This window comes from Neorhizobium sp. PAMB6630, from assembly GCF_058242775.1.
This window is the reverse complement of sequence record NZ_JBZAYV010000004.1, coordinates 46,524-58,577: the sequence shown is the minus strand read 5'-3', so window position 1 is coordinate 58,577 and position 12,054 is coordinate 46,524. Positions and strand designations below refer to the sequence as shown.

Below are 12,054 nucleotides of genomic sequence, written 5' to 3'. Positions count from 1 at the left end.
GAAGGATGAACGCAGCTTCGGTGTCGAGCACTGTCGTCATTCCAGCTATTGCAGATATCTCATCGTGGTAGAACGCCACATTTCGACAGCGAAGGGAATGATCGCATCGTTGAAGTCGAAGCGGGGCGAATGCAGGCCGGGATTGTCACCCGTGGTGCGGGCAGCACCCAGCCAGAAATAACAGCCGGGCTTCTCGTTCAGCATGAAGGCGAAGTCTTCCGCCGCCATGGAAGGCGCGGCATCGATGACTTGCAGGTTAACCGCAGCCGCCTGCGAACGCACCATCGCTGCAACTTCTGTATTGTTGATAGTGGCCGGGTAACGTCGCTGATAGTCGATCTTGGCGCGGCACCCGAAACCTTCGGCCACGGACCGGGCAACCTGTTCCAGCCGCGCCTGCAGCGTATCCCCGACGTTCGCGTCGAACCAGCGCGTGGTGCCGCGGATCAACACGCGTTCGGGAATGACGTTCCAGGCGTCACCTCCGTGGATCTGGGTGACCGACACCACGGATGCCTGCAACGGAGAGACGTTTCGGCTCGCAATCGTGTTCAGCGCACTGACGATTTGCGAGGCGGCCAGCACAGGATCGGCTCCCTCGTGCGGCATGGCACCATGGGCGCCACGACCGATGACCTGCACTTCGAAGATCCCGAAGGCTGCCATCATCTGATCATCGCGCGCCACCAGCGTTCCAACCGGCAGCGCCGGCCAGTTGTGCATGCCGAGCACCGCATCCATAGGAAAATCGCGGAACAGCCCGTCTTCCACCATGGCGCGGGCACCGCCTTCATTTTCCTCTGCAGGCTGGAAGATGAAATGAACGGTGCCGTCAAAGCTCTCGCGGGACAATTCCCGTGCTGCTGCAAGCGCCACCGTCACATGCCCGTCATGGCCACAGGCGTGCATCACCCCAGCCGTCCTGGAGGCATAGGCTGCGTTCGTCTCTTCGGTGATGGGAAGCGCATCCATATCGGCGCGAATGCCCAATGTCTTGCGAGAGGTTCCCTTCGTCAGAGTTCCGACAACGCCCGTACGGCCGTAACCGGTGCGAACAGTATAACCCCATTCTGCAAGCCTTTCCGCAATGAACCGCGCGGTTTCGATTTCCTGAAAACCAAGCTCGGGGTTGGCATGCAGATGGTGCCGCCAGCGCAAAGCCTCTTCAAGTCTTTCAGAGAAGAGAGCGTTCATGTCGAAATCCTTTGGCATTGGATGCAATGGGCGGGATAGGCTTCTATTGTCATCTTCGCAATTTGTGGAGCAGCTTTGAAGAGCGAAGGAGCGCAACGCATTGTTCTGTCTCACGCAACGCCTACCGTCCCTTGCGATGGCATGAAATCCCGTGCCGCCTCCTGCAAAACGTCGATAAAGGCGCACAGCGAGGGATTGCGTGCTTCCTTGGCCCTGATGGCTATCATGATCCGGCGGTATATCGGAGGGTTCAACTGCTTGATGCAAACCTCCCGCCCCACATGGCGCAGACGCAAGGCCGGCATTACCGATATGCCGCAGCCTGCCTTGATCAGGGCCAGCACCACCTCGAAATCATTACAATATCCGTTGACCTGTGGCTCGAAGCCCGCTTGTCGGCAACGCTCGCGAATGACGTCGCTATACACATTCGAGGCCACATCCAGCGCCCATTTCTCTCCACGCAGATCAGCCAGGCTCACAGCCTCGGCCACGGAAAGCCTGTGAGACGCGGGAAGGATGGCAAAAAGCTCATCTTCCTGCAGGAAGATCCTGTCCACCCGCTCATCCGCCGGATCCGGCGTCAAGGTCAGATCATCGATCAGGGCAATGTCCGTTTGCCAGGATCTGAGCGCCGCAAGCCCTTCGGATGGCTCCATGGCCGACAGTGTCACATCGAGTTGCGGATGGCGCTCGCGCGCAAGCCGCATGGCGGCAGGCAAAACCGTTGCCGCAATTGAGGGAAAGGCAGCAATGCGAATCTCGCCGCAGATAACCTGTTTCAACGCGGCAAGATCGGTTCTCGCAGCCTCGACCAGCCCGAAAATCCGGTCCGCGTGATCGATCAGCCGCAAACCTGCGGGAGTGAAGGTCACGCCCCTGCCCCGGCGTTCGATCAATTTTACATCCAGTTCGGCCTCCAGCAGCGCCACCTGCTGCGACACAGCAGAGGCCGAAATCAGGAGCGCGTCAGCAACGGCAGCCATGGTCTGCCGGTGGTGAAGCTCGCGCAGGGTTCTCAGTCTCTGGAGGTCCACCGGAGACACCTTTGTCCATTTTTCCTAATTGATTACCTTACAATTATTAACTGGACCTGGCGATTTGTACAAGGAACACTGCGTCATGACCGAGCTTCGGAACGGAAGAGGTAGCATGGAGCAGCAGGAAAGACCGTATCAGACGATTGCCGAACGCCTTCTGGCCGAAGTGGCGGATCTGTACCGGCGCAAGCCTGGTATTCCCACCCTGCTTGGTCTTTCCCCCATCGAACCCGGCGATGCCGCTGATTTGCTGGCCGATATCCTGGCAAGTGCCGCAACGGGCCAATCTGATGCCGCGCGCCTTCGGTACCACGCCATGGAAGCTTTCAAAGCCGATGCCGAAAGCTTCGGTGCGGCACTAGTGGATATCGAGACAACAGCGCGCAAGAACTTCGAGCCCGGCGGGCTTTCGGCAACACTTCTGTATTCGCGCGGCGTTCATGCCGTTCTGGCCCATCGTGTCGCGCATTTTTACTGGACGACAGACGAACGCGACCTGGCGCTGGCGCTGAAGGCGGTGTTTGGGCGGGCATTCTCTACGGATATTCATCCCGCAGCACGGTTCGGCAAGGGAATCTGGCTTGATCACGGGCTGGGCTTCGTCGTCGGAGAAACGGCCATCATTGGTGATGACGTCAGCATCTGGCACGGCGTCACGCTTGGCAGTACGCTGAAGGATACCGGCGAACGGCGCCATCCGCGCCTCGGTTCCGGCGTCACTGTCGGCGCCGACGCTGTCCTTCTTGGCGGCATCGACGTCGGTGCCGGGGCCGTGATCGCCGCCGGTTCCGTGGTGCTGAAGGATGTGGAGCCGGGAACCACCGTGGCGGGCGTTCCGGCAAAAGGGAAACCCCGCACCGAAACATCCTTCAAAGGCATCTGACTGCAAGGAGATTTGCGCATGACCGGCTTTCTTGGCATCGACCATCCGCTAATTGCGGTGCGGGACCTCGATGCGGCTGTCGAACGGTTCCGTGCGCTGGGCTTCACCTTCGCGCCGCAGAGCCGCCACCCCTGGGGCACCAGCACCTGCATCGCAATCATGGACCGCTCGCTGATCGAGCTTGTCAGCATCTATGATGAAACCCTGCTGGACAGCTATGCTGCGGGCGATTTTCGTTTTGGCCGCTTCGTCCATGACCACCTTCACGAGCGCGAAGGCATCGCGCTGACGGCACTCAATAGCGACGCGGCGGAAGCCGATGCGGCACAGGTGATTGAGCGTGGCATCGCCTGTCAGGGAACGATCGCCTTCGGGCGGGATGTAAAGCGTCCGGATGGCACGCCGGATCGCACGTCAACGACTCTGAAAATCCTGGCCTCACCGGAGATTCCGCGTCTTTCTAACTTCATCTGCCAGCAGCATCGGCCAGATTTAATCTATGTCCCGCAGTGGAGCACGCACCGGAATGGCGCCATGTCCTATTCGCAGCTGACGATCATGGCGGAGAAGGCGCATCAGCCTGCGGTGCGTGAACGACTGGCAGGGCTTTATGGCGAGCAAAGCCTGTTTGCACTGGAAGACGGCTTTGGGACACGAACCGGACGCGGTGCCTATGTGGTAACGGATCAACATGGTGTCGAGCGCCGCTATGGTTCTGTGCCGCTTGGTTTACGCGAGAATGCTGGCCCCTCTTGCGTAGCGGTTCATATCCGGGTCAGAAATCTCACCGATGTGGCTGCGATCCTCACCGGGAACGAGATTGCAGCCAGTTTTGGGCCGGACGATATCAGGCTTCTGGAAGCAGTCCCTTATGGCAATGTCTTCATTGCCTTTTCGGAAACCGGCGTGCCGGTTTGATCATGCTGCTGTTGCACCGCGCGGAAACCTTGCTCCCGCAAGCGGATGCGAATGACGAGTGAAACATGGAGATACTGGACGCCAAGGCCCTTCGAATATTCATGGCGGTGGTTCGTTACGGTTCCATCCGCGGCGCAGCCGAGCATCTCTCCATCGCGCCATCCATCGTCAGCCGGCAGGTGGCAGATATCGAGCGAAATCTTGGCCTACCTCTGTTCGACCGCAACAGCCGCGGCGTTGCGCTGACGGATGCCGGAGCCCTTGTGCTGGAGCATGGCAAGCGCGTTCTCGAAGACGGGAGCCTGCTTGAGGAGCAACTGGCGCAATTGAAAGGCGTCCAGCAGGGCCGCGTTCGTATTTGCTGCGGTGAGGGATTCCTGGCGGATCTGATCGAACACGGGCTGAAAGCCTTCGTGGATGTCTATCCATCGATCCGCTATGCGGTCCATCTCGGCGGTACCGAGGGGGTCATGCAGGCCGTGATCGAAGGGGATGCCGATATTGGTATCGCCTACAACCCGCTGATCGAGCCGAAAATCCGCTCGCTGGCGATTTCCCGGCAGCCGCTCTGCGCCATCCTTCACCCATCAAGCCCCCTCGCAGGCCGGGGGACGATATCGATTGTGGAATGCATGCCCCTGCCTTGCGCCCTTTTGGGCAAGGGGCACGGCGTGACTGATCTTGTGGGGCGGGTAGCGGCCAATCATGGACTGGCTCTTGCGCCCGTGGTCGATACGTCATCGCTCGATGTGCTCAGACGCTTCGTGGTGGCGGGTCTCGGGGTCACCTATCTGCCGCGCTTTGCTGTGGCGACGGAACTGGCGCGCGGCACCGTGGAGGCGGTTGAACTCTCCGATCCGCTGCTGAACGAGGCCTCCGCCCATCTGATGGTCAAGGCGAGGCGCCGTCTCCCCAATTCTGTAGAGCGCCTGGCAAGCCATCTTGCGACCGCCATGTCGGCGTTTCAGGGCACATGACGGGTGTTGCCAAGGCTGCAACGCATTGTTGTCGGTCCTGCCGCTACCGCAAACGGTCGGCAGATGTCAGCCTGACCCTATCAAAGTGCGCGATGAACTTTGCATAGAACAGAAGGATAAGGGGAACATGCCTGAAGTAAAGACGACCGTCGGCGTGATCGGGCTCGGCAGCATGGGGCTGGGCATGGCCCAGACGCTCGCCACCAAAGGGTTCAGGACGCTCGGCTTCGACCTTTCTGCCGTTCGTCGCAAACTTGCCGAGGATGAAGGTGTTTTGCCGCAGTCCACCATTGCGGACCTGGTTGCAGCCAGCGCGTTTCTGGTTTTCTCGCTGCCGACGGCGCAGGATGTACGCAGCGTTGTCGAAGGTCATTTTGATCTCCTCAAGGCAAAGACCGGCCAACGCGTGATCATCATCGATACCTCGACCTCGGAACCGGATGTCAGCCGCGATCTGGCAAAGCGGCTGGAGGCGTTAGGCCATGGTTTTCTGGACGCCCCCGTCAGCGGTGGCCCGGCAGGGGCCGCTTCAGGCAAGCTGACCATGATGATCGGTGGCTCCGAGGAGGATCTGGCTCTTGCTCGCCCGGTCATCGAGGCCATGGCGGCAAAGGCCCTGCATGTTGGCCCAAGCGGCGCGGGCAATGTGGCAAAGCTTGTCAACAACCTGCTAGCCGCCGCACACATGATCACGACGGGTGAAGGCCTTAAGTTGGCAGTGGCGGCTGGCATCGACCCGGAAGCAGCACTGCGCGTGGTGAATGCTGCCTCGGGCAAATCGATGATCAGCGAAGTGCATTTCCCCACCTGGGTCATGTCCGATCGCTTCGACAGCGGTTTTTCTATGGGCCTGATGCGCAAGGATGTGCGGCTGGCAAAAAAGCTTGCCGACAGCATCGGTGCGCAGCTGCCGCTGGCCGAACAGGTGGCAAACCTGTGGACCGGCTCGACGGAACTGGCGGATAGCGACGACTTCACGCGCATGGGCGCGTTCAAAGCGAAAAACTAAAGGCGGAACAGGACTATGGATAGCTTAGACATGAACATGGAGCCGGGTGTACGCATCGCGAAGCTGATGAAGGACATTCTGGGTACCGAGACGATCGGCAGCCTGATTGACGGTGCAGTCATGTCGGGTCACGGCGAAAGCCTTTCCCTGACGGATCCTTCCAACGGCAAGGTGTTCGCAACCTTTGACGATGCAGACGCGAGCGTGGTGGATGCCGCCATGGCTGCCGCCGAGCTGGCACAAAAAGAATGGATGAAGTTGACCGCTTCCGCCCGCGGGCGGGTGATGAACGAGATCGGCCGGAAAATCCGCGAACATTCAGCGGTCATTGCCGAGGTGGAGAGCCGCTCCGCAGGGCGCCCGATCCGCGACATTCGCGGCGAGGTAATCAAGGTCGCCGAGATGTTCGAATACTATGCGGGTTGGTGCGACAAGCTGCATGGTGAGGTAATCCCCGTGCCGACGAGCCACCTGAATTACACGAGGCATGAACCCGTTGGTGTCGTCGTCCAGATCACACCCTGGAATGCGCCGCTCTTTACCGGCGGCTGGCAAATCGCGCCTGCCATCTGCGCAGGCAATGGCGTGGTGATCAAACCCTCCGAGCTGACGCCGCTCAGCACGCTCATCCTGGGCCTTCTCTGCGAACGGGGCGGCGCGCCAAAAGGTCTCGTCAACGTTCTGGCGGGTGCGGGTCCAACTGCGGGTCAGGCCGCCGTTGCCCATCGAAAAACTGGTCTCGTCGTCTTCGTCGGATCGGCTGCCGCTGGATCGAGCATTGCCGCGACAGCAGCCCGCAATGTCGTGCCCTGCATTCTGGAACTGGGTGGCAAGTCCGCCAACATCGTCTTTGGCGATGCCGATATTCCGCGTGCCATCGCCGGCGCTCAGGCGGCGATTTTCGGCGGCGCCGGCCAGAGCTGCGTGGCCGGTTCACGGCTTCTGGTGCATCGCTCCATTCATCGCCAGTTCGTGGAACAATACGCACAGGCGGCAGCCCGCATCTCCGTGGGTGACCCTTCGCTGGATACCACCCATATGGGGCCAATCAACAACCTGCGTCAGTGGAGGAAGATCGGCGACATGGTGCGCCAAGGTATGAGCCAAGGTGCGCGACTGGCAGCGGGTGGAGCGCGACCCGAAAGCCTCGATCATACCGGAGGCTACTACTTCGCACCGACCATTCTGGACGAGGTACGGCCCGATATGAGCATTTCCCGTGAAGAAGTGTTTGGCCCAGTGGTCGGCGTGACGCCCTTCGATACGGAGGAAGAGGCAATTGCGCTGGCGAATGACAATCCTTACGGTCTGGCCGGTGCTGTCTGGACGCAGGATGTCGGTCGCGCCCATCGGGTTGCCGCGCAGGTTCGCGCCGGAACCTTCTGGATCAACGGCTACAAGACGATCAGCGTCATGTCACCTTTCGGCGGCTTCGGCCGTAGCGGTTATGGCCGCTCCAGCGGCCGCGATGCCTTGATGGCCTATACCCAGGCCAAGAGCGTGTGGGTGGAAACCGCCGCCCAGCCCGCAGTGACCTTCGGCTATGTTGCCGGCTGATCGCTGACCGGCATCACGCTGGACCGCCCCACCATTCGATTGCCGCCGCCTGCGGATCGTGGGCGGGGCATCGTCTTTACCGCTAATGGCAGGTTCAGATCCGGTTGCCCCTTTCCAGGCTCTGTTGCATTGGAAGCAACACATTGTACCGGTCTGGCCTTCTACCCATGAACGAGACTGTAACGTTCACTGTGCAGGTTCCAGCAGTCTTGGCCGCGTGCAACGGCCCTGACACACAAAAAGGGGAATGCACATGTCGAGTTACAAGCCAGCATCCGAGGCGGCAGTTTCGCGCGGTCCGGTCTTTCAATTCATCCTTCTCAGCGTTGCAATGATCTTTGCAGTTCTTATTGCAGAGGCTATCGGCAACATTACGGTGCCAATGGGGATCACCAAAGTGGTCCTTTTTCCGATCGTCTGGGCGCTGCTGATTGGCGCGGCTATCAGTGTCATCCATCGCAACATGCCAGGACAACGGCAATCCTCCGTGCAGACGCAATTCCTGGCCTCGGCCCTGATCCAGGTGGCGATCGGCTTCTTTGTGGTGAAGCTTGGCTTCATCATTGGTGAATCTCTGCCGAAGATCGCGGCGGCGGGCTGGGCGCTGGTGTTTCAGGAGCTCGGCCATTTCCTGGGCACGATGGTCTTTGCCCTGCCGCTGGCCTTGATACTCGGGATCAAGCGCGAAGCTGTCGGTGCGACATTTTCCATCGGGCGCGAATTTTCCGTTGCCATCATTTCCGAACGTTACGGGATGAATTCGCCGGAGGGCCGTGGCGTGCTGGCCGAATATGTGATCGGTACGGTGCTCGGCGCGCTCTTCATCGCCTTCCTGGCGGGAACCATGGCAGGCCTTGGCATCTTCCATCCCTGGTCTCTGGCCATGGGGGCCGGCGTCGGTTCCGGCAGCATGATGTCTGCCGCCGTCGCAGCCATTACGGCGCAGCATCCGGCTGATGCCAAGGAGATTGCAGCATTCGCGGCGGAGACGAACCTGCTGACCACGACAGTCGGCACCTATTTCACCCTATTCCTGTCGCTACCTCTCGCCAACTGGCTGTATTACAAGCTTGAGCCGGTGCTATCGCCCAAGCGTTCCGTCTATGGCAACACACAAAGCACATCGACGGAAATGAACGAGGCGCTCTCTTCCGTGGCCAAGGCCGAAGATACGCCGGTCTGGCTGATGGCCGTGACGCTGATCGTTTCCGGTGGCGTTGCCCTGCTCGGCAACTGGATTGCAACGGGAACGTCTCCAACCGACGCGCTGCCTGCCATGCTTATCATGGGCGTGATCGCAGTGGGAGGATATCTGGTTCATCGCGCGCTTGCATTCCTGAAGATCCCACTAGTCTGCTGGGTTTCCCTGCTTGCTGTGTTCGCGACTGCACCGTTCTCGCCGCTCGCCGCCTATGTCAGCCCGCTTGCGACCAAGATGGCTCTGCTGCCACTCGTAACACCGGTTCTTGCTTTTGCCGGTCTTTCGTTAGCAAAAGATCTACCGATCCTGAAACAACTTGGCTGGCGCATTATTGTCGTCTCGCTGGTCGCCAACGCCGGAACCTTCATCTTCGGCACCATTATCGCCGAGTTCTTCCACTAGCGAGAGGTGGCGGGGGACTTCGGTCCTTCGCCTTCGATCGGCTTATGGGAGCAACAAACAAGTTGCGGTCTGCCTACCACCTCACTGGATTAGGTCGATTGGACTTGCCTCGGAAAAGTGGAGAGGTTTTCTTGAGTTGAAAGGAAACCGGAATGCGGAAGCAGAAGAATTTTACGAAGGAATTTGAGACCGAAGCGGTGCGGCTGGCGCAGACGAGCGGGCGGACTCAGCGTGAGATCGCACAGGACCTGGGCGTCGGCCTATCGACGCTGGTGCGCTGGATCGGCCGTAGCCGTGATCGGGCGATGGATGCGCCGGCGGTATCCGCTGCCACCGAGGACACGGCGGCCGAGTTGAAACGGTTGCGCAGGGAGAACGAAATCCTTCGGCAGGAACGTGAGATACTGAAGCGTGCCGCGACTTTTTTCGCCAAGGAGGGAAGTCGATGAAGTTCCGTTTCATCGACGAGGCGAAAGATGAATTCCCCGCACACCGCCTCTGCAAAGTTTTGGGCGTCAGCCAGAGTGGCTATTTCGCTTGGAAAGACCGGCCAGCAAGTCGTCGGCAGCGCGAGGACATGGTGATGCTCGCGCATCTGCGCTCGGCCTATGCGCTGTCTCACGAGACCTATGGCAGCCCACGCATGACGCGGGAATTGCAGGACAGTGGCTTTGCCATTGGTCGGAGGCGCACAGCACGGCTGATGCGAGACAATGGCCTGCATGCCCGGCAGAAGCGTCGGTTCAAGCGCACGACCGACAGCCAGCATGCTTTCCCGATTGCACCCAACATCATCGATCAGGACTTCGCCGCAATCGGCCCCAATCAGAAATGGGGTGTTGATATTTCCTACGTATGGACCCGCGAGGGTTGGCTGTATCTTTCCGTCGTCATCGACCTGTTCTCTCGCCGCGTCGTCGGCTGGGCTGTTGGTGACCGGCTGCACCGCGAACTGGCACTCAACGCTCTTCGCAAGGCCATTGTCATGCGGCGTCCAAAGCCTGGCCTGGTCCATCATTCCGATCGTGGCAGTCAATATTGTTCTATCGACTATCAGGCGCTCCTGCGCAGCAAAGGCATTTTGATCTCAATGTCGGGAAAGGGAAATTGCTATGATAATGCCATGGTCGAAACGTTCTTCAAGACGTTGAAATCAGAGCTGATCTGGAGGACGATCTATCAAACCCGAAACCAGGCTGAAAATGCCATTGCCCGCTATATCGATGGCTTCTACAATCCCACCCGTCGGCACTCGGCGCTTAACTACCTAAGCTCCGCACAGTTCGAGAGACTGGCCGCTTGATCTGAAAATGCCTCTCCACTTTTCCGAGGCAAGTCCATCGTGCATCACAAGCATAGCCGGATCGAACTCGTTCGTCAGGAAACCTCGGATGCGCCTTTGCCTCGCCTCTCTCGTTGTTCTTGCTTGCGCAGTGTTGCCGAGCCAAGTCGCTCTTGCCTGCGGCGGTGCCACAGCCTGCCGGATCAAGGACGGCAGCTATCTGATCGCAATGCCGGCAGATGGCGACATTCGTGGGGTCTACGTTTATTTTCACGGCTACAAAGGATCGGCCACCACGCAGATGCAGCAACGCAGCCTCGTGGAAACAACTCTTGCGCATCATCTTGCCTATGTCGCAGTCGACGGTCTCGGGGGAAGCTGGTCGTTTGCGCAGAGTGCGCGACACGGGCGGGATGAGAAGCAGTTTATCGCCGGTGTTTTTGAAGATCTCAATCAACGTTACGGCTTTACGCCTGACCAGACGATTATTGGCGGCTTCTCGCTCGGCGCCTCCATGGCCTGGTACACCGCCTGCCAGCAGGGTGGCAAAGCTGTTGCCGTTTTGACGTTTTCCGGTGTCTTTTGGGATCCGCTTCCGAAGCCGGAAGACTGCGTTGCCGATATTCCCCCAGTCGTTCATTTCCACGGGACAGCGGACAGGACCTTTCCGCTTGCAGGGCGCGCCCTTGGCGAAAACCTTCATCAGGGAAACGCCTATGAGAGCATGGCCATCCTGCGCGCAAGAGCCGGATGTGATCGCGAACATGCTGCGCCGATCACCCTTGACGGCATCCTGTGCGAACGGGTGGAGGGCTGCCTGCGGGGCGACAGCCTCATGTGCATCCACGATGGCGGCCATGAAGCACGCGCCGACATGCTTGATGCAGGCCTGACCGCCATCGGCTTTCCGCGCTGATCGCGCCAAAATTTGGCCCCTCGATGTAACGGCTGACCGATCGTTTGCGAACTGGTGAATGGTGAGGCGCACGCCCAAGCGGCCCTCCTCCCCCCGCACCTTCCGGTTCAAACGAGGAATGCCGCCATGCTCGATGCCATAACCTGCCCAGCCACCTGCGACCGGGCTGCCGAGCGCATGGTGAAAGCAGCCGCCACCTGGGGGCAGGCAATAACACCAGCCCTTGCTCAGCTGGCCCAATCTGATCTTGACGTGTCCATCGCCTACGCTGTCGAGCGCCCCGGGGAAGCCATAAGATCCGCCACTTCACTGGGCGAACTATCGCCCGTTGCCGATAGCTTGATGTTTCGGCTTCTGACGTCAGCCGCAGATCTCCATCAGGCTGTTGGTTCTCCGCAAACGACCATCAAGGCAACGGCTCAATGCGATATCGACGGCAAGCATGTTTTGAAGCTCTGGGGTTTCATCTCTGCTGCGCAGACGGCCATCGATGGGAAGGCCTGCGGTGACAGCGATGCTGCAGACACCGTGCCTCTGATCTTCAGACTGGAGTTCTGGGAGGTTTCACCGGGGCGTAAGGCCGGTCTTTATGCGCTTATGCGCCAATCTGCGGAAAAGGATCTCGAAATCCAGCACCTTCGCCGGCGTGTGGCGCTTGCCATGTCCGCACAGTAA

The 12,054-nt window shown here is 59.6% G+C and carries 11 protein-coding genes; 9 read left to right on the top strand and 2 right to left on the bottom strand.

Annotation, left to right across the window (positions count from 1 at the left end; genetic code table 11):
* Positions 1-45: 45 nt before the first annotated feature.
* Positions 46-1,194, bottom strand: a complete 1,149-nt coding sequence (locus AC4CWF_RS27050) for a M20 aminoacylase family protein (RefSeq protein WP_491288268.1) — start codon at positions 1,192-1,194, stop codon at positions 46-48.
* 110 nt (positions 1,195-1,304) lie between these two features.
* Positions 1,305-2,231, bottom strand: coding sequence for a LysR family transcriptional regulator (locus tag AC4CWF_RS27045; protein WP_491288267.1), 927 nt, complete (start codon positions 2,229-2,231; stop codon positions 1,305-1,307).
* Between the two features lie 85 nt (positions 2,232-2,316).
* Here AC4CWF_RS27045 and AC4CWF_RS27040 point away from each other — a divergent pair, with 85 nt between their 5' ends.
* The 9 genes from AC4CWF_RS27040 (at position 2,317) to AC4CWF_RS27000 (ending at position 12,054) form a co-directional block, all read left to right on the top strand.
* On the top strand, positions 2,317-3,117 hold the full coding sequence (locus AC4CWF_RS27040) for a serine O-acetyltransferase (protein WP_491288265.1): 801 nt from the start codon (positions 2,317-2,319) through the stop codon (positions 3,115-3,117).
* Positions 3,118-3,135: 18 nt separating this feature from the next.
* Complete coding sequence (locus AC4CWF_RS27035; protein ID WP_491288264.1) at positions 3,136-4,035, top strand: VOC family protein; 900 nt, start codon at positions 3,136-3,138, stop codon at positions 4,033-4,035.
* A 65-nt stretch (positions 4,036-4,100) separates the two neighbouring features.
* The gene (locus AC4CWF_RS27030; RefSeq protein ID WP_491288262.1) at positions 4,101-5,012 is read left to right on the top strand and encodes a LysR family transcriptional regulator; all 912 of its coding nucleotides are present in this window, start codon (positions 4,101-4,103) and stop codon (positions 5,010-5,012) included.
* Positions 5,013-5,139: 127 nt separating this feature from the next.
* Positions 5,140-6,021, top strand: coding sequence for an NAD(P)-dependent oxidoreductase (locus AC4CWF_RS27025; RefSeq protein ID WP_491288261.1), 882 nt, complete (start codon positions 5,140-5,142; stop codon positions 6,019-6,021).
* A 30-nt stretch (positions 6,022-6,051) separates the two neighbouring features.
* Positions 6,052-7,578: an aldehyde dehydrogenase family protein gene (locus tag AC4CWF_RS27020; protein ID WP_491288260.1), complete on the top strand. Its 1,527-nt coding sequence runs from the start codon at positions 6,052-6,054 to the stop codon at positions 7,576-7,578.
* A 253-nt stretch (positions 7,579-7,831) separates the two neighbouring features.
* The gene (locus AC4CWF_RS27015; protein ID WP_491288389.1) at positions 7,832-9,181 is read left to right on the top strand and encodes a DUF3100 domain-containing protein; all 1,350 of its coding nucleotides are present in this window, start codon (positions 7,832-7,834) and stop codon (positions 9,179-9,181) included.
* 152 nt (positions 9,182-9,333) lie between these two features.
* A protein-coding gene (locus AC4CWF_RS27010) for an IS3 family transposase (RefSeq protein ID WP_491288388.1) occupies positions 9,334-10,484 on the top strand; the annotation gives its coding sequence in 2 pieces (ribosomal slippage) (positions 9,334-9,601 and positions 9,601-10,484; 1,152 coding nt in all).
* Positions 10,485-10,572: 88 nt separating this feature from the next.
* Positions 10,573-11,379, top strand: coding sequence for a CE1 family esterase (locus AC4CWF_RS27005; protein ID WP_491288386.1), 807 nt, complete (start codon positions 10,573-10,575; stop codon positions 11,377-11,379).
* 126 nt (positions 11,380-11,505) lie between these two features.
* Complete coding sequence (locus AC4CWF_RS27000; protein ID WP_491288384.1) at positions 11,506-12,054, top strand: hypothetical protein; 549 nt, start codon at positions 11,506-11,508, stop codon at positions 12,052-12,054.